Origin of the sequence: Streptomyces sp. NBC_01224 (assembly GCF_036002945.1) — a bacterium.
Classification (GTDB): Bacteria; Actinomycetota; Actinomycetes; order Streptomycetales; family Streptomycetaceae; genus Streptomyces.
Window position 1 is genome coordinate 206,003 of sequence record NZ_CP108529.1, and the last position, 22,107, is coordinate 228,109.

Below are 22,107 nucleotides of genomic sequence, written 5' to 3' on the forward strand. Positions count from 1 at the left end.
ACTCCGGCCGCGGCCTGCCCCTGATGCGGTCCACGATCACGTACCGATCGGCAGAATTTTGCACACCGTGCAAAATTGCATATAATGCACCTCCATGAGTGTCGACGACATGCCCCTCGGGCTGCGCGAGCGTAAGAAGCGTGCGACGCGTGACGCCCTCGCGGACGTGGCGCTGCGCATGGCCGCGGACCGCGGATTCGAGAACATGACCGTGGAAGCGGTCACCGGTGTGGTCGGCGTCTCTGTGCGCACCTTCTTCAACTACTTTCCGTGCCTGGAAGACGCGATCACCCGGCCCGACCAGGACACCGCAGAGCGGGCCCGTCGGGCGGTGCTCAACGCACCGAAGGAACTCACGGCACTCATTGCTCTGCGCGAGGCGATCGGCCAGGAACTCGCCCATATCGAGGAGGATCACGAACGCTGGGAGCTCCAGATGGCCGCGCTCCGGACGAGTCCTTCGCTGCTGCCCGGATTCCTGGCCGCCCAGGGCGCGGACGAACGCGCACTGGTCGCTGTCGTGGCCGAGCGCCTCGGCCAGGATCCCGAGTCCGATCTCTACCCTCGACTTCTCGCGCACGTGACGATCGCTGCCGTGCGCGCCGCCGTCGAGCTCTGGGTGGTCTCCGGCCGTACCCGCACGTTCCAGAGCATCTATCGCGAGGCGTTCGCCTCGCTGGCCGCCGGTCTGAGCGGCTGAAGCACATCCGAAGCCCCCACCGGGGGCCTTTCACCAGAGAATGAGGAACGTCAGCCGATGACCGCTGCCGTCACACCTGAAACCGGTACCGTCGGTGCGCCCGAGGGGGCCGCACCAGTCATGACACGTCGTCACATACTCCAGGCCATGTCAGGCCTGATGGCCGGCATGTTCGTGGCCATCCTGGCCTCCACCGTGGTCTCCAACGCCCTTCCCAGGATCATTGCCGATCTGCACGGCAGCCAGTCCTCATACACCTGGGTGGTCACCGCCGAGCTTCTGGCGATGACGGCGACCGTCCCGATCTGGGGCAAGCTGTCCGACCTCTACGACAAGAAGCTGCTCATCCAGCTCTCTCTTTCGATGTTCATCGTCGGCTCGCTCGTCGCCGGCTTCTCGCACAGTGTCGGCCTGCTCATCGTGAGCCGTGTCGTACAGGGCATCGGCGCGGGCGGTCTCACCGCGCTCGCCCAGGTCGTGATGGCCTCGATCATTCCCCCGCGTGAACTCGGCCGCTACTCCGGCATCTTCGGCGCAGTCTTCGCCGTCGGCACCGTCGCAGGACCGCTCATCGGCGGCGTGCTCGTGGACACCTCCTGGCTGGGGTGGCGCTGGTGCTTCTTCATCGGCGTGCCGTTCGCCCTGCTCGCGATCGTGCTGCTCCAGCTGACCCTGAAACTGCCCACGGTCCGCAGAGAGGTGAAGATCGACTATCTGGGTGCCGTCCTCATCATGAGCGGGGTCAGCGCACTACTGCTGTGGGTGACCCTCGCAGGCAACCGGTTCGACTGGGCGTCGTGGCAGACCGTCGCCCTGGTCACCACCGGTGTGGTCCTGCTGGTCGCCGCGGTCCTGGTCGAATCCAGGGTTCAGGAACCGATCATCCCGCTGGACATCTTCCGCAACCGCACCGTGACGCTGACGACGGTGGCGAGCCTGCTGGTCGGCGTGGCCATGTTCGGCGGCACGGTGTTCCTCTCCCAGTACTTCCAGATCTCGCTCGGCAAGTCGCCGACCGTCGCGGGCCTGATGAGCCTGCCGATGATCCTCGGCCTGATGCTTTCCACGACCATCGCCGGGCAGATCATCTCCGCACGGGGCAAGTGGAAGGGCTTCCTGATCGCGGGCGGCATCATCATGACCGCGGGCATGGGCCTACTGGCCACGATCAGCGCGGACTCCTCGTTCGGGCTGCTCAGCATCTACATGGTGGTACTCGGCGTCGGCGTCGGCATGCTGATGCAGAACCTGGTGCTGGCAGCTCAGAACGACGTGCCCGCGTCGGAGCTGGGCGCAGCGACCTCTGTGCTGTCGTTCTTCCGCAGCCTCGGTGGGGCGATCGGCACGAGCGCGCTGGGCGCCGTACTCAGCCACCGGGTGGCGAGCGAGATGGAGAAGGGCTTCGGCGGGGCGGCGGACAACGGGGGCGCCGGACACGGCGTCCCCGACCTCACCACTCTTCCCGAACCGGCCCGGCAGGTGGTCGAGCACGCGTACGGGGTCGCGACCGCGGATGTCTTCCTGATCGGAGCCCCCTTCGCGTTTCTCGCCCTGATCGCGGTGCTGTTCATCAAGGAGAAGCCGCTCAAGACGCAGAGCGGCATGGAGCGTCTCGCGGAGGAGAACGCCGCCGCAGCAAAGGCGCAGGCTGCCCCGACGCACTGAGCCCATCGAGTTCCAGGAGGAGTACCGCCGTGCCCGGACAGAATCTGCGGACACGCAAAATGCAGCGTACGCGTGAGGACGTGGCGCGCACGGCGGCCAGGCTCTTTCTCGCCCAGGGAGTACGAACGGACCACCGTCGACCAGATCGCGGACGCGGCGGAGGTCTCCCAACACACGGTCTTACGCTGTTTCCCGCCAAGGAGGATCTGGTGCCGGCCCCGCTGAACGCGAGCGGGGACGCTCTGGTCACGGCTCTTCGGTCGCGGCCGGAGGAAGAAAGTCCCATGCGCGCGGCGCTCGGAGCGGTCCTCCGCACTCTGCAGGAAGGCGACGCATCCGGTGTCGACGCGTCGCTGCTTCGGCTGATCGGCCGGGCGCCGAGCCTGAGCGCCGAACTGCGACGCCGCACCGCCGGTCTTGAGACTCGGCTGGCCGAGGTCCTCGCCGAACGGGAAGGCATCCACACCGGTGGTTCCGACCTGCGCCCCCAGCTGATGGTCGCCGTGTTCGCCGCGGCCGGCAGCGTCGCGATGCGGCGCTGGTGCGGCAAGGAGAACACCACGCTGTCGCACATCGGAGCGCTGCTGGACTCGCCCCTTTCCCACATGGGTCCGGGTCTCTTCGGGGACCGGCGGAGCGGGAGCGACGGTGGCACGGTCACGTCACGGCTGGATGCCGACAGATAGATGAAGGCTCAGCGCACGGAGTTCTCCCGGGGTCCGGTCTGCCCAGCGACGACCCGTGCACGCCGCCCCCTACTGCGGACTCAGCCCCGCTCGGGGGCTGCAGATCTGGCACTGTGTCCCGCTCCGCCGCCGCAACTTTGGGGCCCTGGACGAAGTAGTTGAATTCAAGGGCGTGGACAGCGGCGGCGATGTCGGTCACGCCCAGGCGCGGCGCGGCAACGGGGATCGCCTGGGTGTTCACGTTGGTGTCGCCTGTACGTCGACCGGAAGGGTGACAGGGCGTCAGGCCCGATGGCAGGTGGGGTCGAATCCGTGGTGCAGGTAGACAGCGGTGCCCTGGTCCAGGGCACCGGAGCAGGCGTGCAAGCGCCGGACCATGTGCGGGGCAAGGAGGGTGCCCCACTGGTCGGAGGAGACCAGCTGCCACGCGGTGAGCTCGCCGTGGTCGAGCTGGATCCGTTTCTGCACCTCGCACTCGGTGATCAGGCCGCCGTCGAAGAGGTAGTTGGCCAGCGGCGGGCGCCCGTCGGCCTGCTCCGGTACCCAGTCGACGGCCAGCAGCCGACCCGGCGTGAGGTCGATGCCGAGCTCCTCCTTGACCTCGCGCCGGACCGCCTGCCGCGGGTCCTCTCCCCCGTCCAGTCCGCCGCCGGGGATCTCCCAGGTGCCGTCGCCGTAGGACGGTTGAACCAGAAGAATGCGACCAGCTGCGTCGTGGAGAATTGCTCCAGCACCGGCGATCTGCCCGGGCAGGGAGGCGTAGTACTCAGCGGGCGGGAGATGCGGGGTGCTCATGGGGCGGGACGCTAACCGCACCGCCCACAGGATCCTCGGCACATCCCCGACCTGGCGCAGAATAGTGACAAACCGGTGTGATTCTCACTTCAGAGGCAGAGCCTGATGCCCGGTCAGTTCGCCGCCGCCGCACCGGCCGGCTTTGTACACAGGCATCGACAGCAGATGCTCATGTTGATGAGCAGCGGCTGATTTTGCCCCGCGCTGATGTCAGGAGCATGGGCAGTACCTATCCGGTGCGCCCCGACCCGAGCTTGGCCCGGGACGGAAAGCCGGGCGGCCCCTCCCCTCCCCGGCGCCTTACGGCTACAGCGAGCGACGACCACACGTGGCCCGCGAGAAAGGCCACAGGCTGCTGTCCTCACTCGCGAACATTCCGGTGGACCAAGCCCCGCAGGTGCCTCCCGAACTGATCTCGAAAGGCTGCTCTTCGGCGGATTCTGGCTCAGCTTCTGCGAACCGCGCACTCCGAGTGACGAATGAACTCCTCACAGCAGCTGAGGAAGTTGCCCGGATACGGGAAGCTCAGGCGTCGCTCCTGAGCTGGTCGCGTTGGATCTCGTAAGCGAGGGTGCGACGCACGGAGGCTGATGCGGTGATGGTGGTGATGACCTTCGCGGGAATGTCGAGACCACGACTGATCTCGTCATACGCGTCCCGGTAGCTGCCGGGCATTTCAGCCTGGCGCAGCATCAGATCCTCTTCGAGGAGGCGCCGCAGCTCGTCGACGTTCTGAGGAGTGAATCGCTTCTTCCCCCGGGCGATGGCGTTGACGTAGCGGGTGCAGCGTGCGGTGTCGAAGGTCTCGGAGATTTCCTCGGCGAGACCCCAAAGGCGCCCTTCGAGCCATGGCACATCGTGCTGGTCGAGAGAGAACCCCATTGGGGACGGTGGCTCGCCCACCTTGCGCTTCGCCACCTGCTTGGACACGGCGGGCTGACTCATGTCGGTGAGCTGGGCAATTCTCTCCTGGGTCCAGCCGAAACCAGCGAAGAGTTTGATCATTTCGGCGCGCAGCTTCCGCATCTCCTCGCCCGCGCGGATGACCTCGTTCATGCCTGCAAGCATGCGCTCGGCCTGTTCCTCCGTCAGTACCTCGGGGTTCTGGTGCGTGTCCTCTTCGGCTGCCATAGCTCGGTTATATACCCGAGCGCCCTGCCAGTCATAACCAGGTTGTATAACCTGGCTATGACTGGCAGGATCCAGGTCATGCCAGCCTTCTCTGCACCTGACGGAACCCAGCTCGCCTACCGCGTGATCGGGGACGGCGACCCAGTCGTCTGCATCCCGGGAGGTCCCACGGACTCTCTCTACCTCGGCGACCTCGGTGGCCTGTCCACGCACCGTCAACTGATCGTTTTGGATCTCCGCGGCACCGGCCGGTCCGCGATTCCCGAAGACACCTCTTCCTACCGCTGCGATCGCCTGGTCGACGATGTCGAGGCGCTGCGTGGGCACCTCGGACTCCACCGGATGGACCTGCTCGGCCACTCCGCCGGCACGAATGTTGCGACGCAATACGTGGCCCGGCACCCAGAGAACGTCAGCAAGCTCGCCTTGATCGGCCCCGGTCCCCGAGCTGTTGGTATAGCGATCACTGGGGAGATGCGACGCAAGCACGCGCAGCTTCGGAGGAATGAGCCTTGGTTCCCAACGGCGTTCGCCACCCTGGAAGCGATCGGCGAGGGCACGAGCAGCGACTGGGAGGCCATCGCCCCCTTCTTCTGGGGCCGTTGGGACGCCGCGGCACAGAAGCACCATGTGGCCAGCCAGCCGAGCAACAAGGAAGCTGTCGCTCTCTTCGCGGCGGAGGGCGCCTTCGACCCGGAGACCACTCGTGCGGCGCTCGCCGACTGCGAGGCACCAGTCCTGCTCCTCACGGGAGAGTTCGACTTGAACAGCCCCCCTCAGTCGGCGGCCGAATTCGCGGCACTGTTCCCCGATGCCACACTCGTGGTGCAGACGGGAGCGGGCCACTACCCCTGGCTCGACGACGCCGACCAGTTCGTGGCGACCACTGCGGCATTCTTGGGGTAGAGACCCCCACTCCCGCCTACCGGTCAGGAGTCGGATACAAAACCGTACCCATCCGGCCCCAGCGGCAGAAGCACCCTCATGGCCACATCGCCATAGTCACGACGGGGCACATGTGTCGGTAAGCACGACGCCCGATACCAGCGGCGCTCCCGACACGCCCGGGCCCCGCCACAGGCCCGGTCGAATGTGGGGGCCACAAAAGCAGCCACCAGCATCGCCGCCGCGATACGTCCAGCCGCTTCCAGGCTGACAACCTCCGCCTCGGTCCCGGCCAGTTCCTTGCATAACTGCTCCGCCCGCTCCTCCAGCACCACCCGACGCTCCATCACCCACACCAGCACATCGGCCACCCCGAACTCCCCTCCCGGCACCTCACCGCATCCAGCAAATTTTTCGGAGCGTAGGTGAGCGACCACCGGCCGCGTCGGCGATTCCGAGCAGTCCGCACCCCGACCTGACGGACGATCGGGCCCCGCGGAGCAGGTACTGCCAGGGGCTGGGGGCTGGGGGCTTTCAGCTACGTTGATACCTGCCCGCCATTGTGTGGAATACCTTCTTCGGTTCCCAGCGGGTCTCATCGAGCATCCGGACGACGCCGTAGGAGCCAAGGTCTTGCTCCCCGGGCCTGCTGTAACCGGCGAAGGTGAACCAGAGCACGGTGTCCACGCCTTCCTCCTCGAAGATGTCCAGCAGCTCGGTGAAGTAGCGCACCTGCTCTTCCTCGTCCGGCACCGCGCCGTGCGGCACCTGCCAGGCCATGCCGCCGCGCTCTCCCGCGCCCTGGTATGCGCAGGTTCCGTACTCGGTCACCGCGACGGGCTTGCCGTGGGCGAGGTGCGCGCGCAGCTCGTCCCGGAAGCTGTCGGCGTTGTAGGCAGCCCGGTAGGCATCGATGCCGACGAGGTCGAACGGACGCCAGTCGACGAACTCCCAAGGAGCGGAGGCGTACGTGACCCGCCCCCCGAAGTGGGTGCGGACACTCGCGGCGACCTGAGCGAGGAATTCGTTGAGGCGCTCCTGCACCGGACCGAGGGAGGACCACCACTCCATGTCGGCGGCAGCCATGACCCGCAGGCGGTCGCCGTAGGTATCGCCCGGGATGAAACCGCCGCAGAACGCGCTGATCTCGCAGCCGGCAACGAACACCACATCGGCGCCGGCTTCCCGTACGGCTTCGGCCCGACGGGCGCAGTCGGCGAAGAACGGGATCAACTGGTCGAGGGGAAGGTCCACGGGAAAGGGGGCGAACCAGACCTCAAGGCCAGCGTCTGCAGCGTGTCGGGCAGCGATGCTCAGCCGTTCAGGCTCTCGCCCGGAGATACGAACAGCGTCACAGTGGAGATCCCCGGAGATCACCGCCATGTCGTGCTGGACCATCTCAGGGATGAAGCTCTTACGGGAGAGTTCCGCCCCAGGAAGGAACCCGGTGTCGTAGTTGATGCCCCGTGCGCGCACGTCATTGTCCCTTAACCGTTGCCGTGTTCCGACAAGTCAACGACGCGCTCGGTGTCCTTGGCCAGAGGGGGAACGGCTACCGAAGGTGTCGGTGAATCCGGACGAACCCAGGCGCGGACCTGACAGACGGTCACCCCGGCCCGATCAAGACACCCGCCCGCACGAGAACACCACCCGCAGCCCACACCAGGCCCGTGACCAGCCATGCCGGCTGGGCGAACAGGCAGGCGACCAAGTACGGGCAGGCCACTCGGTGCTCTTCTGCGCCCGTACCTCGGGCAGCGACGACCTGTCGACCGCGTCCGCATGAGCCGAGCTCCGGCGGGCTTCTCGGCTGCCGGGCCTGCGTCACCGCCTTCTGCGATCCATCGGTCGGCGGCGTCGCTGGCCCGGCCGCGAAAAGAGGTCAGCGGCTACGTGTGTTCTGGGTGCGGCGCTTGAGGGTGCGCCGGTAGTCCTGGAACCGGGCCTTGGCGATCACCGAACGGTCGCCGCTGCGGAGCACGATGCCCTCGGGGTGGCCGCCCGCGCCCTCGTCCAGGGCCACGCGGGTCGTCGGCAGATGATCGGCGAGAAACGTCTGCATCTCAGCAATGCCCGTCGGCAGGTCGCCCGCCTCCACCACGGCCAGCCGCGGGACGAGCTCGATGTCTTCGGTCTTGGCGGCCCGGGTCAGTTCGTACTCGGATAGGAACCGTTGCCCGCCGTCCTCACGCCAGCCGGAGATCTGGGCCCGCGACCACTCCAGGACGTCGAGCGGGACGTCGGCCGCATCGAACATGCGGTAGCCGACGGATCGGTTACTGGTGTATTCGCGGCTTGCCGCAGTGACCTTGCCGCCGTACACCTCCAGGTACAGGACCCGGATGCCGCTGGTGGGCGGGTTGATGCGATCGGCGAGGGGACGCAGTACGTCGGCGATACCGAGGGCGGGGTTCCCGATCAGATCGCCCCGGGCGTAGAGGAGTTCCTCTCTGCTACCGAGGACGTAGTCACCGCCGGGGAAGCTGACGATCCGGCCGTTGGTGCCGTCGACCTTCTCGGTGAGGTACACGTCGCCGTTGAACGCGGTCGCTTCCTCGATGAGGCCGCCGTTCTTCGGATCGAGCACATGGTAGGTCGGGATTGACGGATACTTGGTCGCCGTGTTGAGGGCAGCGAGGTCGATGGTGCGGATCACGGTGTGCTGTCCTTCCTGATTCAGGGAGTGTCGTTAACGCCGGGGCGGAATGCGGAACAGGGCCATAGTCACAACTAGCCGCACGACAGCAGGAGCCAGCATCGGACGTCCTGCAGCGGGCTCAGGCCGAGGCCGCTCAGGGCGACAGCGAGCTCGGCATCCCAACCTTCGCTGACCACCCGTTCGGCGAGCTCGGCCATGTCAAGCCTTGGTACGTGGCGGCTGGCCACGGTGATGATGTGCGCAGCAAGCGTGCATTGTGGCCCGGTGTTTGAGCAATGCGTTTAGATCTCGACGACCACGCGGGCCTCGGCGAGCTTGCCTCGCTCGAAGTAGCGGGCCGATCCGACTCCGCGCGTCCACAGCTCGGCGAACACCGCGACGGTCGCCAGGATGCGCCCCTCTCGGCCGCGCTCGTGAAATCTCTCGTCGCCGCCTTCGTCGACCTCGACGAGGGTGTCGATCCGCCGGTCGTCGCCGAGCCCCGCGTCGCTCCCGCCGGTCACGGTCGCCCCGCCGGAGTCCGTACCACCGTCGGTGTCCGCCCCGCCGGCCTCTCCCCCGTCACCAGCCACCACCTCGCCGCCGTCGGGTGCAGGCACTTCCGGTGACTTCGCAGATCGCGCTACGGAACCCACCGGCCACCTCGCCACCGATCCCGAGCGCCACCAGACCGATGACGATCGCCACGACGAGCAGCACCGGACCCACGTACTCGGCCGCTGCCTGGCCACCGTCCCGGCACCGCTTGATCACCGCGAGACGCTGAACGGCCGCCGCTCCACCAGCTGTTCGAGCCGAAGCCCGAACCAGGCGCGCGGACCGGACCGGAACAACAGCACCACCACGGCGACGGGTATCACCAGCTGCGTAACACCCCGCCCGCTGCCCGATCCCCCGAGAGTCGCCGGCGCACCAAGGACGAACCACAGGTGTACGGCGAGGAGCCCGCGCCAGACCCAGAGGCCACCCGTCCGCACATACAGCGACAGTACGAACCCGGCAACGCCGCGTACAGCAGCAGCCCGAGCAGCCGGCCGTCGACAGCATCGACCGACGACACGAGCGTCAGTACCCGATGCCCGCCGACGGCCGTGACCACGAACAGCGCCCGGACAAGGAACCGAACGGCGTACAGCGGCCACGGCGGCGAATACCTGCCACGGGCAGGCAAGACGCCCACACCTGCACCACCCAGAACTGTGAATCCCCCTGCGCCAGCCACGACGGGACCACCGACCGGTCCATATTCAGCGGCAGTTCAGCCACTCCGCTGATCCGACCACTAGAACTCAAGCCCCATCCGGGGCCCAATCAGCCGTTGCGCGCGCACCGTTCCGGCCGCGATTCCCCAAAGGGCCGACCCAGCTCCCCTTGTCGTAGAGACGACATGTCGCAATCACGGCACCCGCAACAGGTGACACACGGGCCTCGGAAGCCGGAGTCTTGATCCGAACCGCGCGCTCCACGCCCGCACCTTCTCGAAGAGGCCCCCGATGCACCCACGGCTCCGCCCCGCCGCGCTCATGGCGGCAGGTGCCCTCATCGCCGCCCTGGCCCCTGTCCTGGCCTCCTCCTCCCATGCGGCCGCCGCCACCGCCCGCCCGGCGGCCCCCGCCTCCCGGACCTCCACCGTCACCCTCGTGACCGGAGACCGGGTGCACCTGGAGCGCTTCCCCGACGGCCGCCAGGCCGTATCCGTCGAGCCGGGCGGGGAAGGCGCGGGGGGCAGCTACGAGCAGGTGGAGATCGACGGCGACCTCTACGTACTCCCCGGCGAGGCACTGCCGTATCTGGCCACCGGTGCACTCGACCGCCAACTGTTCAACATCACCGGCCTCGTGGAGCAGGGCTACGACGACGCCCGCACCAAGAGCATCCCGCTGATCGCCCGCTACCGCTCCGGCGTCCGGTTCGACTCCGCCGAGGAGCCCGTCGGTTCCGAGGCGGTACGCACGCTCGGCAGCCTGCGGGGCCGCGCGCTGAAGGCCGAGAAGCGACAGGCCCACCGCTTCTGGGAAGCCGTCGGAACCGAAGCCCCTAAGACCTCGAAGGCTCCGCAGGCCTCGAAGACTTCGAAGACCCCGCAGCTCGGCGCCGGTATCGACCGCCTCTGGCTCGATGCGAGGGTCCGCACCTCCCTCGACAAGAGCGTCCCGCAGATCGGCGCACCCGAGGCCTGGAGCGCGGGATACGACGGGACGGGCGTCACCGTCGCCGTCCTGGACACCGGAGTCGACGACGCCCACCCCGACCTCGCCGGCCGGATCGCCGGGACCCGCAACTTCACCGACAGCCCCACCACCCAGGACGCCTTCGGCCACGGCACCCACGTCGCCTCCACCATCGCCGGCACCGGCGCCGCCTCCCAGGGCTCCCGCAAAGGCGTCGCGCCCGGCTCGAAGCTGCTGGTCGGCAAGGTCCTCGGCGACAACGGCATCGGTTCCCTCTCCTCCGTCCTCGACGGCATGGAATGGGCCGCCTCCTCGGGCGCCGACGTCGTCAACATGAGCCTGGGCAGCGACACGGCCGGCGACGGAACGGACCCGCTCAGCCTCGGCCTCGACGAGCTGACCGAGACCACCGGCACGCTCTTCGTCGCCTCGGCCGGCAACAGCGGCCCCGGCGAGTACACCGTGGGCACCCCCGGCGCCGCGGACGAGGCACTGACCGTGGGAGCGGTGGACGGCGAGGAGCACCTCGCCGAGTTCTCCAGCCGCGGCCCGCGCACCGACGAGGCGCAGAAGCCCGACATCACCGCCCCCGGCGTCGGTATCGTCGCCGCCCGCGCGGCGGGCACCTCGATGGGCGAGCCGGTCGACGACGCGTACACCGCCTCCTCCGGTACGTCGATGGCGGCCCCCCACGTCGCGGGCGCGGCGGCGATCCTGGCCGCGCAGCATCCCGACTGGCAGGCACGGCAGTTGAAGGACGCCCTGATCAGCACCTCCCGCCTCTCCCCGGACTACACCGTCTATGAGCAGGGCGGCGGCCGGGTGGACCTGGCACGGGCGGTGAAACAGCCCGTACACGCCACCGGCACCGTCGGCTTCGGCGAACTCACCCCCGACTCCGGCCCGCAGAGCGCGCAGCTCACCTACACCAACACCGGCCCCGCCCCGCTCACCCTGAACCTCACCGCCGAGCTGCGCGACGCCGCCGGCCACTCGGCACCCGCCGGCGCGGTGCGCCTGCCCGACGGCGCGACGGTCACCGTCCCCGCCGGCGGCCAGGCCCACATCGACATCACCCTCGACGCGAAGTCCCTGCCCGTCGGCCGCTACGGCGGCAGCCTCACCGCGACGAGCGGCGACGGGAAGGCCGTCGTGCACACCGTGCTGGCGGCGGCGAAGGGAGCCCCCAGGCACAAGCTCACCCTGACCGCCGTCGACCGCGCCGGCCGCCCCGCCTGGGTCACCCCGCTGGTGCTCGTCGGCCCCCACTCCCGCGACGACGTCGTCACCGCCCTGCGGCCGGGGGAGACCCTCACCGTGACGGTGCCCGAGGGGTCCTACTTCCTGCACGGCGTGATCTCCGACCGCGTCGAGAACGGCAGCGTGGAGAGTGTCGTCGTCGACCCCGAGCTGACGGTCGACCGCGACAGACACGTGGTCCTCGACGCCCGCAAGGCCGTCCAGGTCCGGATCGAGACGCCCAGACCGGCCGTCCAGGAAGCCGTCGTCAGCTTCTACACCCACCGCGCCGTCGGCGGGCGCAGCATCTCCAACGGCCACATGGACTTCAGCGCCGACGCCCGCCGCCTCTACGTCACCCCGACGAAGGAAGTCACCGACGGCGTCTTCGAGTTCAACTCCCGCTGGCAGCTGACCGCCCCGCAGCTGACCGCCCGCGCGCTGCGGGCAGGCCGCGCGATCGACCTCGAAGGCGGCCTGCTGGACAACTCGCCCACGGTGGACGGACGCCGCAGCATGCGCCTGCTCGACGCGGGCACCGGCCGCCCCGAGGACTACGCGGCACTGCGCGCACGCGGCGTGGACCCGGCCGGCGCCGCGGTACTCGTGGACGCCACGGAGGCCCGCTACGAGGAGCAGGCCGCCGCGGCCTCGGCCGCCGGAGCGTCCACCGTCGTCCTGACCGAAGGGGAGGGCGGCGTCGCCTGGACGCACTGGAACCCCCGGGGCGAACGCCTTCCCCTCCCCGCCGTCCTGACCCGCTACGACATCGGGGAGCGGCTGCGCGAGCGACTGCGCTCCGGGACCACCGCACTGGAGCTGCACGGCATCCCCGACAGCCCCTACCTGTACGACGTGATGCAGGTTTCCCGCCAGCGGGTGCCCGAGCGGGTGGTGCACCGGGTGACGGCCGCCAACACCGCGACGATCACTTCGCGTTACCACCACACGGGCGGCGTCCCGTATGCCACGGAGCAGCGCTTCGGCTGGCGCCCCTGGATGAACTCCGCGATCAATCAGTACCGGCGCCACGTGGCCACCCCGCTGACCCGCACCGAGTACGTGAGCTCCGGCGACACCCTCTGGCTCCACCGTGTGCACCACCGCCTCACCTGGGACGACAGCAGCCCCCTGACCGCCGGCATGCTCCAACCGGCGCGGACCTACCAGCCCGGCGAGCGGCTGACGGAGAGCTGGTTCGCCCCCGTCGTACGCCCCGCCATCCCCCGCGGCGTCAAGGGCACGGCCTCCTACCGCAAGGAGGACAAACTGGTCGTGCGCATACCGGAGTTCGCCGATGCCACCGCAGGCCACTACAGCAGGCCCGACGGCGGCGACTGGGACGACACCCCCGCCGACGAGGTGCGAGCCGCCCTCTACCGCGACGGGAAGCTCCTCGCCGAAGCACCCGCAGCCTGGGAGGACTTCCCGGCAGCCGGCACGGACGGCCGCTACCGCCTGGACCTGGATGTCAAGCGCACCACCCCCGAGTGGTCGCTGTCGACCGCCACCCGCACCAGCTGGTCGTTCACGGCCCCGCGCCCACCCGCGGGCGAGACCCCGCTGCTGCCCCTGCTGCAACTCGACTACGACATCCCCACCGACCTCACCGGCACCGCACCGCAACGCGCCCGCACCCTCGACTTCGGGGTGAAGGCACGCCACCAGGACGGCCTCACCGGCCCGAAGGTGGCAGGCATGGAGGTCTCCGTCTCCTACGACGACGGCGCCCACTGGAGCCCGGCGACGACCGCCCCCGGGGGCAACGGGAGTTACGACGTACGGGCCCGCCGCCCGGCCGGCTCCCGGACCGACGGCTACGTGTCCCTGCGCGTACGCGCCTGGGACGACCGGGGCAACGAGGTGACACAGGAAGTACGCCGCGCGTTCGCCACGAACTGAGCGGCACCCCCCTGCCGCCGGCCCGGTGAGTCCGTCAGGTCAACCGACAACCGGCCTGACGGACTCACCGACGTTCGCTGCGGTAAGGGAGCAGCGGCTCGTATCTCATGACAGCCACCCTTCTCATGACAGCCACCCCCGCCGCGCCGCCTGCCACACCAACTGCGTCCGCGTCGCGGCGCCGGCGCGCTGCATCAGCACCTGGATCCGGCGCTGCACCGTGCGCTGGCTGACCCGTAGCTGCGAGGCGATCGCCTTGTCCGCGACCCCGGCGACGACCAGGGACAGCAGATACCGCTCATCGTCGGCGACGTTCGCACCGGGCCGCGGACTGCCGCCGAAGTCGGCCAGCTCACCGGAGTCCGTGACGTGCAGCGGCGACGCCGCCGCCCACTGGCTCTCGAACAGCGCGATCAGCGCGTCGAGCAGGCTGCTGCCGTGTACCACCGCGGCCGTCGGCTCACCCAGCGAACCACCCGAACCGCCGTGCATCAGCGGGCAGATGGCGATCGAACTGTCCGCGATCACCATCCGCACCGGCAGCGTCCCGGTAGCCCGCGCCTGCTCACCCGCGCGGATGCTCCGGGCAACGTTGTCGACCATGCCGGGCTCCTCCAGCAGCGCGCGCTCGTAGACAGCCTCGTACCGCACCCCACGGGCGAGCAGCTCCCACTCCTCGTCGTTCTCCGCCGCAGGCATGGCCACATGGCCGGCCTTGCAGAGCCACCGCATCTCACTGGCCCCGTACGCCATATGACGCAGCCGCTGCCGGATCACACTCGCCCCCGTGATCACCTCGACAAGCTGCCCCGCATCATGTCGCCGCCCCCCGGCCCGGTACTCCTCGGTGAGCTGCTCCACCCCCCGCCGCGCCGACTCCAGCGCCTCATGGCCACGCAGCAGCAGCGGACGCAGCGCCGCATCCGGAGCCACCGGCACATAGCGCACCGCGCCCCCCGCCGGCGAAACGGTCACCCGCCCCACCAGCCCCTTGTCGTGGAGCGAGGCCAACAGCCTGTGTGCCTGCGCCACTTCGAGCCCCAGCTGCTCCGCGATCACCGCGGCATCAGCCTCACGCACCCCGACGAGGAAGCGGTACACCCGCTCCTCCCCCGCCCCGATCCCCGCGGCCTCCAGCATGTGTCCGCCTCTCACGACGCCCCCACCCACCCCAACCGATGTACCACCCACCGGGCTCAGCGTGATCCAACCACACCCGCTCACCGGGACGATGTCCGCGCTATCACGCACGACGACCATCCGACTTCGATACGCGCAAAGTGGCGGCGAGCGGACATGTCACTTCTTCGTCAGGCGCGGCCGTAGCGCCGGTGCTCCGTCCTGCCGAGGCTTGACCCGCCGGTCGCGGAACCCTCCCTGCCGGCGGAAGGAGAGCCTTCAGCATGCGTTTCAGGCGAAGAGCCGCACTGCTCAGCTTCACCTTGGCGACCACCATGGCCACCACCGTGGCCGGCGGCGGCCTGGTGTACGGTGCCACCCCCGCACCGAAGACCGGGCAGGACGCGGTAACCACCCCGTCCCAGGCAGAAGTCCGCACCGCGAAGGTCACCCTCGTCACCGGAGACCAGGTGACGGTGGCCACGAGGGCGGGCAAGACCCTCGCCGTCAACATCACCCCGTACCACCGCAGTGCGGCCGAGCTGCGGACGTACACCGTCGGCACCGATGTGTACGTGATCCCGCGCGACGTCGAAGCGCTGGTGCACAACGGCCAGGTGGACGGCCGGCTGTTCAACGTCACTCAGCTCATCGCCCAGGGGTACGACGATGCCCACTACGCGTCGACCCCGATGATCGTGCGCTACGCGTCCGGCGCCAAGGACACCGCACCCGGCGGAGCCCGCCTCACACGGAAGCTCCCCGGCGTACGCGGAGCCGCCGTCAGCGCCGACAAGCGCAAGGGCGCCGCGTTCTGGGAGGCCGTCGACGACGACAGCGCCCGCGCAGGTACCCCCAAGGCCCGCCTGTCGGGCGGCGTCCAGCGCCTCTGGCTGGACGGGCAGGTCAAGGCGCTCCTCGACAAGAGCGTCCCGCAGATCGGCGCCCCGGAGGCGTGGAAGGACGGTTTCGACGGCACCGGCGTGAACGTCGCAGTGCTGGACACCGGTGTCGACACCACCCACCCCGACCTCGCCGACCGCATCGTGGAAAGCCGCAGCTTCGTCCCCGGCGAGACGGTGCGCGACGGCCACGGCCACGGCACCCACGTCGCCTCCACCATCGTGGGAAGCGGAGCCGCCTCCGGCGGGAGGTACCGGGGCGTGGCGCCGGGCGCCGGACTGATCGTGGGCAAGGTGCTCGACGACGGCGGCACCGGCTCGGAATCCTCGATCATCGAAGGGATGGACTGGGCCGCGCACTCGGGGGCGAAGGTCATCTCCATGAGCCTGGGCGGCGGGGAAGGTGCCGACGGCACCGACCCCATGGCGATGGCGGTCAACGAACTCACGGCGCAGACCGGCGTGCTGTTCACCATCGCGGCTGGCAACAGCGGCCCCGCGGCGACGTCCGTCGGCTCACCCGGAGCCGCCGACGCGGCCCTGACGGTCGGCGCCGTGGACTCCACCGACGCGGTCACCGACTTCTCCAGCCGGGGCCCACGAGGCGGTAACGGCGGGCTCAAGCCGGAGATCACCGCGCCGGGCTCGCGAATCGTCGCCGCCCGCGCCGCCGGCACGACGATGGGCACACCGGTGGACGGCTCGTACACCACCGCGAGTGGCACCTCCATGGCCACGCCGCACGTGGCCGGCGCCGCCGCGATCCTCGCGCAGCGCCACCCCGACTGGACGGCGGCCCGTTTGAAGAGCCAGCTGATCAGTACGGCCAAGACCACCGCAGCCACCTCCGTCTACGCCCAGGGCGCCGGCCGCGTGGACGTGGCACGCGCACTCCGGCAGCCCGTATCGGCCAGCGGCACGGCCGACTTCGGACTGCGGGACTGGGACGCCACCGCCCCGGTCGGGAAGAAGATCGAGTACGTCAACGACGGCGACCAGCCGGTCACCCTCGCCCTGAAGGTCGAGAACGCGGGCGAGGAACTGCCGGCCGGAGTGCTCAGCCTGGGAGCCGACTCGGTGACCGTGCCGGCGCACGGCACTGCCGCGGTCGGCCTCACCCTCAACACCGCCGGCGTGACGACCGGATCCCACGGCGCGCACGTCACCGCGGTCTCCGCCGACGGTCGGACGGCGGCGGTGACGGCGGTCGGCTTCGGCCGCGACGTACAGCGCTTCGATGTCACGCTGAAGGTGCTCGACCGCGACGGCAAGCCGACGAGCGGCATCGCCGCGGTCACCGCCTGGCAGCTGGGCCGCTACGGACTGCCCGAGACGTACCCGGTCGCAGCGGACGGGACCGTCGTGGTGCGGGTACCGCGCGGCGAGCACGCCTTCATCTCGGAGATCTTCCACTACACCTCCGACTGGAGCCGGCTGGAGGAGTACACCTACGCCGCCCAGCCGGGCACGGTGATCGACTCCGATCGGACCTTCACCCTGGACGGCGCCAAGGCCGGCCCGGTCACCATGACCACCTCCCGGCCGACGGAGACCAACCGCGCCCGCATCGGTCTGAACTTCCGGGCTGTGGACGGCGACCTCGTCTACGACCGCGAGACGTGGCTGGACGGCGAGACGGCCGTGTACTCCATCCCGTCGAAGACCGCGAACGAGCGCTTCGAATCGCGCGCCGGCTGGTCGCTCAGCGCACCCGCACTCGACGCCCGCCTCGTCGGGCACGGCAACCGGACCCTGGACGCGGCCTACCTCGAGGGCTGGACGGGCTCCGCACGTATCGACGGCACCCGCGTCCTGCGCGTGGCGAAGGCCGGCGAGGACGTCCGGGGCAAGCTCGCCCTGGTGAAGCGGAGCGCCGAGCGCACGGTGGGAGAGCAGGTCGACGACGCCGCGAGCGCCGGTGCGCTCGCCATCCTCATCTACAACGACGTCCCCGAGAACTGGCTCGCAGGCAACTGGGGCCCGACGGCCACCAAGATCCCGGCGATGACCCTCTCCGGCACCCAGGGCAAGGAGCTGGCGGCCCTGGACAACGCCCTGATCAAGATCTCCGGTACGGCGGTGAGCCCGTACTCCTACGAGCTCCTGAAGTACCGCAAGGGCGGCATCCCCGCCGACCAGCGCTACCGGGTACGCGACGAGGAACTGGCCACCGTGGACTCCTCGTTCCACGCCTCGACGCCGGCCACCGAAGGCGGATACGCCCGGCTGACGCGCTCGCCGATGCAGCCGACAGCGTACTTCGGCTTCGACCGGGTGGTCCTGCCGCGCTCCCGGACCGAGTACGTCTCCGCGGATGTGCCCACCTGGGAAGCGGTGAAGGCAGGTCCCGTGTGGACGTCGGACGGCTCCTGGAAGCTGACGAACACCTCGACGCTCAAGGCCGGACAGCGCGTGCACCGCGACTGGAACAAGGCCGTGGTCCGCACCGCGCTGCCAAACGGACAGTCCAACTCGGCCGTCCGGCAGGGCGATGTCGGTGTGGTGATGTCGGGCGGTCTGCTCGACACCGCGCAGGACCAGTCCTTCTCCGCCGAAGCCGGCAGCGACAAGGCGCTGTCCACCGTCTACCGGGACGGCGAGCTCCTCGGCAGCATCCGTTCGGCGCCCGTCGCCTTCCCGATGACAGCACAGCGCGCCGAATACCGCGTGGTCACCGACGTGCAGCGGGACGCCCCCGGCTGGACGACCTCCACCAAGGTGCGCACCGACTGGCGCTTCCACTCCGAGCGGAAGGAAGGACTGACCCTGCTCCCCGTCCTGTCGGTCGACTACCGACTCGACGTCGACCAGGCCAACAGCGCCCGGCGGCACTCCACCACCCACATCGGACTGGGCGTGCGCTACCCCAAGGGCCTGAACGGTCTGAAGCTCGCCGGGGCGAAGCTGTGGGCCTCGTACGACGACGGCACCAACTGGCAGCAGGTCCGTCTCGACGACGGCCTCAACGGCACGATCGGCAACCCCGCGAACGCGGGCTTCGTGTCGCTGCGCGTGCAGGCCACCGATGCCGATGGCAACACCATCGAGCAGACGGTGACCCGCGCCTACCAGATCCGCCGCTGACCGATGCCGGGGCGCCTGCACCGCAGGCGCCCCGGCGTGCGCGTCCACCCAGCGACGGTGACAGGGGCGGGCCACACGTGGTATCCGGCCACTGCTGGGCGACCCGATGCGTCGAACCCACGCGGCGCGCCCAGCAAGGGGATCAGCATCATTCAGGTCCCGACCGAGGGCCCCGGCCTCCGATCCGCCCGCATCGGCTCCGGGCGTGCCCCTCAACGAGGCATGACCAACCAGGACTTGTGCCCCCGGTGCGGAGCCAGAGCCCTGTATACGCCCCACTCACCACCCCGGTCGTCGACGACGGCCGTCAGCAGCCAGAGCGCCCTGCGACGCCGCTGCGCAGAGCTCGGCGGCGCCGGGTCCGCCCGAGCGCAGCACGTAGAAGAGCGAGTCAAGCACCAACCGGCCCCCGTACTTGCGCACGCCGCCTGGTGGATACGGGCCGGTGTACAGCGTGTGACCCGCCCGTCCTCGGACGGGCGGGTCAACTCCGAAGCCGGTTTCCTGATCCGGTAGGGAGGCCATGTTGAAAGCCTGCGGCACAGGCGTGGCGAGGCTGCCGGAGTAGCGCTGGGCTCCTCCGGACCGAGCGCGGTGACCCATGCGACACCCTCCGACCGTCAGGAACCGGCAGCGCGGAAGGCAGTAGCACGGACAGTGCTGCCGCAGAGCGCGAAGTCGCCACCATCATCCGGCGCCAACTGCTGCCTCCCGCCCGCGACACCCACCACGATCGAGGGCGCGACGGAAGGCGCGGCGCCGGAGACGCAGTACCCGCCCGCCTCACCAAGAACCGGCGTAAAGGAGAGTTGCGTAGAGGCCCGGCCGCCGACCGCCAGTTGCACTGACCCCACCTTGCCCTGCCGGACGACATTGAGGGGTTTGTTCCTCTCCGGCGAGCCCTGACCCGCGAGAGCCACGGTGGGAAAGCCGCTCAGCACGCACGGCCTCGGCCCCTGGTTGATGACGGTGATCCGTACCTGGTTGGGCTCCGTCCGCTGCGCACTGTTCGCGACGAGTTGGGTGTTCGTGCATGGGGCAACCGGGGCCCGCCCAAGGGCGGCCGCATCTGCCGATGCTCCGGAACCGGTACCTGCCAGCAGGCATCCAACCAAAGCACCCGTCACTACCAACACGGACGCGGCCTTGGTCACGCTGATTCCCGATGTGTATTTCATGGGCTGTCCTCCCACCGCTCGCAACGCTCAATGCCCCCGCCGCCAAGTGCTCTCCGGCTGGTTCGGCAACCGGGCCCGCCAGAGCGCTGGACCGGAATCGCCCGAGGCTGAATGACACCGACCCGCTCCATACCGGCTCGGCTTCCACCCCCTCCCAGCGTCGCACCCACCCCCGCCATCGGCCCGCGTAGGGCTCTGACCTGGTCGTGACCTCGGATGGTGCATGGCCGGCTACGCAAGAAAGTGGCCGTAACCGTGCGCCACTCCGTGAGCACAGGACCGCTCTGGGGTCTTACTCGCCGACGGGCCAGGCCCACCGACTCGCTGTAGATTCTGATTACGCGCCAGGCTGAGGTATGCCACCATCGCATTCGCTCATGCTGGTCCAGCCGTCGATGGCCGACAGGTTGTCCCGGTTGACGACGGCTGTCGCCGGCTTCAGAAACCTGACTCCTTGTTCGAGACGACGCCAGTGGCTTGCGCTCGTTCCCACGCGTGTGGGGGCTGGCTCCGGCAAGCCCCCACGGCGATCGACGACGCCGCGCGCCTGTCCCTGCGCACGTGGGGCTCCCCACACCCGCAGGCATGACGCCGGCAGTGCATCGATTGAAGTTCCCCCCTGGTCTTGGACAGCGGTTGCTTACGCTGCGGGGGTGAAGTCGTGCTGCAGCCTGGCTCGGGTTTCGAGTGGGGTGAGGTACCCGAACTCGGGGTGCTTGCGGAGCCTGGTGCGGTTGTACTCGACCTCGATGAAGCGGAAGATGTCAGCGCGGGCCGCCTCGCGGCTCTCCCAGACGGCGGTGCCGATCTCCGCTTTCAGCAGTCCGAAGAAGCTCTCGGCTGCGGCGTTATCGTAGCATATGCCGGTTCTTCCCATGCTCTGCCTCAGGTTCAACTCCTGTAGTTCGCGGCGGAATTCGCCACTCGTGTACTCGCTTCCGCGATCGGTGTGCATGATGCAGCCACCCTGAAGGTCACCGCGGCCGGCGGCCATCCGCAGCGCGTCGGTGACCAGCTCGGCACGATGGTGTTCGGCCATCGCGTAACCGATCACCTCGCGCGTCGCCAGGTCGATGACGGTCGCGAGATACCACCAGCCGTCGATCGTCGGCAGATAGGTGATGTCACCGACGAGCTTCATGCCGGGCCGGTTAGCGGTGAAGTCGCGGCCGACCAGGTCCGGAGCCGGTGCGGCCTTGGTGTCCTGTTGCGTCAGGTGGCGGCGTCTGCGGCGGGTGATGCCGCGGATGTCGCGCTCGCGCATGATCCGCTCGACCTTCTTCCGGTTGATCGCATGTCCCTTGCGCCGCAGCGCGGCGTGCACGCGCGGGGCGCCGTAGGCACCCCGCGAGGAGGCGTGGATCTCACGGATCTCCTCGCTCAACTCGTCCTCGGCGCACTGTCGTTCGGCCGCTGTCGGCCGGGCCGCCAGCCAGGAGTAGAAGGTGGAGCGGTTGATCCCCGTGACACGGCACAGCAAAGCCACGCTGTAGCCGCCAGGGTTGGCCTCGGCGGCCTTCTCCGCGTCGATGAAACGGCACAGCGTGCCTACTTCATCGTCTCCTTCGCGAAGAAGGCCGCTGCTTTTTTCAAGATCTCGATCGTCTGCTGCTGTTCCCGGTTCTCCCTGCGCAGCCGCTGGAGCTCATCCTTCTCCGCCGTGGTCAGCGCGCCGGGCGCCCCCTCGCCGCAGTCGACCTTCGCCTGCTTCACCCAGCCGCGAAGCCCCTCCGCACTCACACCGAGTTCCCGGGCGACCTCGGTGACGTTCCGCCCTGACGACCGGACCAGTGCCACCGCGTCCCGCTTGAACTCCGACGTGTACCGCTTGCTCATGTTGCTCTTGCCACTCAACCTGGACTGCTTCCTCCGGGACTGATCCGTCCCAGTATCAGGCTGTCCACTTCAGAGGGGGAACTTCAATGTCCTCTTTGCTGCTGGCCTTGTCACACGCACATTGGGCCGGTCACGGCCCAGGTGCGCCTCTGGAC

General features: G+C 69.1%; 19 protein-coding genes. 6 read left to right on the plus strand and 13 right to left on the minus strand.

All coding sequences use genetic code 11. From position 1 onward, the window contains the following. Positions 1-94 precede the first annotated feature (94 nt). From OG609_RS00960 to OG609_RS00970, 3 genes are all read left to right on the plus strand, one after another. Entirely contained in the window at positions 95-700 is a 606-nt protein-coding gene (locus tag OG609_RS00960) for an acyl-CoA-like ligand-binding transcription factor (RefSeq protein ID WP_327270973.1), read from the plus strand. Between the two features lie 57 nt (positions 701-757). Next, positions 758-2,365 (plus strand): MDR family MFS transporter, encoded by a 1,608-nt coding sequence (locus OG609_RS00965; protein WP_327270974.1) that lies wholly within the window; start codon positions 758-760, stop codon positions 2,363-2,365. 284 nt (positions 2,366-2,649) lie between these two features. Further along, positions 2,650-3,051 (plus strand): acyl-CoA-like ligand-binding transcription factor, encoded by a 402-nt coding sequence (locus OG609_RS00970; RefSeq protein WP_327270975.1) that lies wholly within the window; start codon positions 2,650-2,652, stop codon positions 3,049-3,051. Positions 3,052-3,333: 282 nt separating this feature from the next. On the opposite strand, the gene OG609_RS00975 is transcribed toward OG609_RS00970, so the two are convergent. Then, positions 3,334-3,846, minus strand: coding sequence for an NUDIX hydrolase (locus OG609_RS00975; protein ID WP_327270976.1), 513 nt, complete (start codon positions 3,844-3,846; stop codon positions 3,334-3,336). Between the two features lie 525 nt (positions 3,847-4,371). Then, positions 4,372-4,977 (minus strand): sigma-70 family RNA polymerase sigma factor, encoded by a 606-nt coding sequence (locus OG609_RS00980; protein WP_327270977.1) that lies wholly within the window; start codon positions 4,975-4,977, stop codon positions 4,372-4,374. Positions 4,978-5,055: 78 nt separating this feature from the next. Here OG609_RS00980 and OG609_RS00985 point away from each other — a divergent pair, with 78 nt between their 5' ends. Next, a complete protein-coding gene (locus OG609_RS00985) occupies positions 5,056-5,883 on the plus strand; it encodes an alpha/beta fold hydrolase (protein WP_327270978.1) in 828 nt (275 codons plus the stop codon). Between the two features lie 23 nt (positions 5,884-5,906). Here OG609_RS00985 and OG609_RS00990 read toward each other — a convergent pair whose 3' ends face one another. The 7 genes from OG609_RS00990 to OG609_RS01020 all read right to left on the minus strand — a co-directional run bounded on the left by OG609_RS00990 (position 5,907) and on the right by OG609_RS01020 (position 9,498). Further along, complete coding sequence (locus OG609_RS00990; RefSeq protein ID WP_327270979.1) at positions 5,907-6,233, minus strand: hypothetical protein; 327 nt, start codon at positions 6,231-6,233, stop codon at positions 5,907-5,909. 163 nt (positions 6,234-6,396) lie between these two features. Beyond that, complete coding sequence (locus OG609_RS00995) at positions 6,397-7,338, minus strand: hypothetical protein (protein ID WP_327270980.1); 942 nt, start codon at positions 7,336-7,338, stop codon at positions 6,397-6,399. 406 nt (positions 7,339-7,744) lie between these two features. Next, entirely contained in the window at positions 7,745-8,518 is a 774-nt protein-coding gene (locus tag OG609_RS01000; protein WP_327270981.1) for an RNA ligase family protein, read from the minus strand. Positions 8,519-8,592: 74 nt separating this feature from the next. Continuing rightward, positions 8,593-8,718: a hypothetical protein gene (locus OG609_RS01005; protein WP_327270982.1), complete on the minus strand. Its 126-nt coding sequence runs from the start codon at positions 8,716-8,718 to the stop codon at positions 8,593-8,595. Positions 8,719-8,802: 84 nt separating this feature from the next. Then, positions 8,803-9,120 (minus strand): hypothetical protein, encoded by a 318-nt coding sequence (locus tag OG609_RS01010; RefSeq protein ID WP_327270983.1) that lies wholly within the window; start codon positions 9,118-9,120, stop codon positions 8,803-8,805. Beyond that, positions 9,083-9,274, minus strand: coding sequence for a hypothetical protein (locus OG609_RS01015; protein WP_327270984.1), 192 nt, complete (start codon positions 9,272-9,274; stop codon positions 9,083-9,085). The genes OG609_RS01010 and OG609_RS01015 overlap by 38 nt, the downstream gene beginning before the upstream one ends. Then, positions 9,271-9,498 carry a hypothetical protein gene (locus tag OG609_RS01020; RefSeq protein ID WP_327270985.1) on the minus strand — a complete coding sequence of 76 codons (228 nt, stop codon included), beginning with the start codon at positions 9,496-9,498 and terminating at the stop codon, positions 9,271-9,273. Before OG609_RS01020 ends, OG609_RS01015 begins: the two co-directional genes overlap by 4 nt. 516 nt (positions 9,499-10,014) lie before the next feature. Between OG609_RS01020 and OG609_RS01025 the strand changes: the two genes are divergently transcribed. Next, positions 10,015-13,833, plus strand: coding sequence for a S8 family serine peptidase (locus OG609_RS01025; protein ID WP_327270986.1), 3,819 nt, complete (start codon positions 10,015-10,017; stop codon positions 13,831-13,833). A 123-nt stretch (positions 13,834-13,956) separates the two neighbouring features. On the opposite strand, the gene OG609_RS01030 is transcribed toward OG609_RS01025, so the two are convergent. After that, positions 13,957-14,973, minus strand: a complete 1,017-nt coding sequence (locus OG609_RS01030; protein WP_327270987.1) for a helix-turn-helix domain-containing protein — start codon at positions 14,971-14,973, stop codon at positions 13,957-13,959. Positions 14,974-15,236: 263 nt separating this feature from the next. Between OG609_RS01030 and OG609_RS01035 the strand changes: the two genes are divergently transcribed. Beyond that, the gene (locus OG609_RS01035; protein ID WP_327270988.1) at positions 15,237-18,938 is read left to right on the plus strand and encodes a S8 family serine peptidase; all 3,702 of its coding nucleotides are present in this window, start codon (positions 15,237-15,239) and stop codon (positions 18,936-18,938) included. 620 nt (positions 18,939-19,558) lie between these two features. On the opposite strand, the gene OG609_RS01040 is transcribed toward OG609_RS01035, so the two are convergent. The 3 genes from OG609_RS01040 to OG609_RS01050 form a co-directional block, all read right to left on the minus strand. Next, positions 19,559-20,092 (minus strand): DUF4232 domain-containing protein, encoded by a 534-nt coding sequence (locus OG609_RS01040; RefSeq protein ID WP_327270989.1) that lies wholly within the window; start codon positions 20,090-20,092, stop codon positions 19,559-19,561. 664 nt (positions 20,093-20,756) lie between these two features. Next, positions 20,757-21,659, minus strand: coding sequence for an IS3 family transposase (locus OG609_RS01045; RefSeq protein WP_327277901.1), 903 nt, complete (start codon positions 21,657-21,659; stop codon positions 20,757-20,759). 5 nt (positions 21,660-21,664) lie between these two features. Next, positions 21,665-21,952, minus strand: a complete 288-nt coding sequence (locus tag OG609_RS01050) for a transposase (protein ID WP_327270990.1) — start codon at positions 21,950-21,952, stop codon at positions 21,665-21,667. Between the last annotated feature and the right edge of the window lie 155 nt (positions 21,953-22,107).